Below are 2,767 nucleotides of genomic sequence, written 5' to 3'. Positions count from 1 at the left end.
GGTTTAAAGAGGAACTATGACAATTAAATCGGTCTTAATAGCCATCTCAATTATTCATTGTTTTATGATTATTGGCATATTTTTCACAATTTATGACCACGAAGAGCTAAATACAGCCACTAAAATAAAACTTTTTACTTTAGCTTTATTACTTCCAATACTTGGGCCAATTTATGTAAATTATCTCCTTAAAACGAGAGTGTTCATGAATGGTAAGTTTATTGATACTACCGATTATTCAGGTAGCTTCGAGAGTGGTTCCGTGCAATCAACAGATTCTGGTTCATCTCCCGACGGGGGAGGTGGTAGTGATTAGCATAAAACCTAACAAACGCATATTGGCAGTCGTTGTTACTCCTTCGGACATTTTGCATTTGCTAAAATCTGCATTTCACTGCGTTCAAGTCTTGCAGATTTCAGCAAACACAAACTGCCGCAAATGCGAGTGTTAGGCTAAAGGTGGAAAAATGAAAATTCCTGTACTCTGTAGTCAATGCACTAGCCATACTCCAGATATCCAAGAAATTAACAAGCACTCCCGCTCAATTCATGTCACAGACTCAATTGTTTACAGACTCGAATGCCCAAAAGGGCACATAGAGTTTTTGGTTCTGAAGCACTTTGCTCACGAGATTTTGTTTGAGATCGGGGCGCAAGCAATAGAAGACGGTTATTACAGAGAAGCTATATCGTCATTCACTTCATCACTAGAAAGATTTTATGAGTTTTTTATTCGTATTACATGTGAATTTGACAGAGTAGACAAAGATGAATTTAACAAAGCTTGGAGGACCATTTCATCGCTTTCTGAAAGACAGCTCGGAGCTTATATATTTCGTTATTTGTCCCACTTTGGACAGGCTCCGGCAGCTCCAAATAACAAGATAAAAACACTGCGGAATAAAGTGATTCATAAAGGATATATACCATCACGAAATGAAGCCTTAAACTATGGAGAGCGTATTCTCAATGAAATTATGCCGATACTGCTTGAATTACGCGACAAAAATGAGTTCTCCTTTTCAACATATTGCAACGAATATCTCTGGGATATCTATCAAAATACTGTCTCCGAAAATAAAGGGTATCAGGTGAGCCAGTCTGATAATCCTTTCATTTTAAATTGGAACAGGCTCAATTTTGAATGTTCAGGAGAAAAAATAAATTTGGATAAAAGACTGAAACAGAGACCAAAATGTTACTCCGTAGCAAACATATAGCCTAACAAGAGTTTCAAGGCATTCGCTGTTGCTCATTCGGACTCAGCGCATTTGGATAAAACTGCGCTTTGCTTCGCAAAATTATCGCAGTTTTACCCAAATACACTAAGCCGCTTAAACGAGCGTTAGGTTTACTAGCTCAGATGATTGAACAAACAAAATTGACCGCATTTCTGTCAGGGATACCGATGGGCGTACTAGTTGTTTTGTCCGACAGTTTTGAAGTGTCTGAAACAAACGAGCAAATGTTTACTCAACTACATATGACTATATTAATCTTGGCCTATTTTTTCTTGTCGATGTTTATTTTCGTCTTGAGTGCTACCTCATTTAAGCGGCGTCTAGAGTACCCTGCATCATCACTATTTTCTGATACAAAGATGTTCATTAAACATCACCTTTCAATCATGAGAAGTGACCTGGTACAACTTATGTTGTATTTTACAGGGGCTGTTTTAGGAGGAGTGGTGATTGGCACGTCAACCTAACAAAACACTGAAGCCAGTCACTGTCGCTCCTTCGGACAGGTTGTATTGGCTAAAAACTGCATTTCACTGCGTTCAATTATCGCAGTTTTTAGCCAATACAACCCGCCGCTTAGTTCGGTGTTATACGTCGGATGAGGAATAGTTGAAGAATTTACTTTTTGTATGTAGTCAAAATAAACTTCGCAGCCCAACTGCCGAGGCAGTCTTTTCAGATAAACCAAATATTGATGTTCGCTCCGCTGGTGTAAACAATGATGCAGAGATTCCAATTAGTGTTGAAGATATAGAATGGGCAGATTATATATTTGTTATGGAGCAAACCCATAAATCTAAAGTTAAAAAGAGATTTAAACAGCAGCTAACCAGCCAAAAGGTCGTTTGTTTAGGGATTCCTGACAATTATGAATATATGGATCCTGAGTTAATTAAAATATTGGAAAAGTCTGTAGGACAGTTTATATATGATTGAAACGTATAACAAAAACTTGAAAACGGACATTGGCAAGAGCGGCCAACGCCGCTTAAGTTGGTGTTATGTTTCAAAAGGAAATTGTGAGTGAAATTCTTTTTTTTAGTTTTTATTTTTCTAGCATTTGAAGTTGTTGCTGATATTCCCGCCAGCGGCTGCGCAGTCACAGACGAAATGCAACGAGAAAACAATCTTAAGTATGGAGATAAAATTTCCATAGAAACACATCTAAGGGATTCAAATTACTATGTTTTAATTCAGGTCCCTTCTCAAATAAACAGTGGCAAGGTTAATGCTGTCTGGTTGTTTTCGGACAGCATTGAAGAGCCAACGTTTGTTGCTCCGTTAGAAACCTATGAAGAAGACAGTACAATTTTGGCTTGGTATGAAATTGATGCCGGACTTATTAGAAGACATTTTATTGCAGTTTCTTTTGGCGAAGACTGCGGTTTAAGCGTCATCAAGGAAGTTTTTTACAAATGAAACATAACAAAGCGCTTAACACGTTCCCTTCGGTCACTGGGACACAAACGCAATGGCATGCTTCGCATATTTTGCCATTGCATTTATGCCCGTTAGCTTAGCGTTAT

At 38.1% G+C, this 2,767-nt stretch carries 4 protein-coding genes; all 4 read left to right on the top strand.

The features are described from left to right. Positions 1-467 precede the first annotated feature (467 nt). Entirely contained in the window at positions 468-1,220 is a 753-nt protein-coding gene (locus KUL10_RS18360; RefSeq protein WP_110430418.1) for a hypothetical protein, read from the top strand. A gap of 143 nt (positions 1,221-1,363) precedes the next feature. Further along, on the top strand, positions 1,364-1,708 hold the full coding sequence (locus tag KUL10_RS18355) for a hypothetical protein (RefSeq protein ID WP_146216812.1): 345 nt from the start codon (positions 1,364-1,366) through the stop codon (positions 1,706-1,708). A gap of 142 nt (positions 1,709-1,850) precedes the next feature. Beyond that, positions 1,851-2,177 carry a low molecular weight protein tyrosine phosphatase family protein gene (locus KUL10_RS18350; protein ID WP_110430416.1) on the top strand — a complete coding sequence of 109 codons (327 nt, stop codon included), beginning with the start codon at positions 1,851-1,853 and terminating at the stop codon, positions 2,175-2,177. An 87-nt stretch (positions 2,178-2,264) separates the two neighbouring features. Beyond that, a complete protein-coding gene (locus KUL10_RS18345; RefSeq protein ID WP_233499886.1) occupies positions 2,265-2,660 on the top strand; it encodes a hypothetical protein in 396 nt (131 codons plus the stop codon). The last annotated feature ends 107 nt before the right edge of the window (positions 2,661-2,767 follow it).

Origin of the sequence: Glaciecola sp. KUL10 (assembly GCF_003203515.1) — a bacterium.
Taxonomy (GTDB): domain Bacteria; phylum Pseudomonadota; class Gammaproteobacteria; order Enterobacterales; family Alteromonadaceae; genus Glaciecola.
The sequence above is the reverse complement of the archived record's forward strand: the minus strand, read 5'-3'. Positions and strand labels throughout refer to the sequence as shown.

Coding starts and splice junctions, on each gene's coding strand:
- KUL10_RS18360 (WP_110430418.1), top strand. CDS start 468: ATGAAAATTCCTGTACTCTGTAGTCAATGCACTAGCCATACTCCAGAT.
- KUL10_RS18355 (WP_146216812.1), top strand. CDS start 1,364: ATGATTGAACAAACAAAATTGACCGCATTTCTGTCAGGGATACCGATG.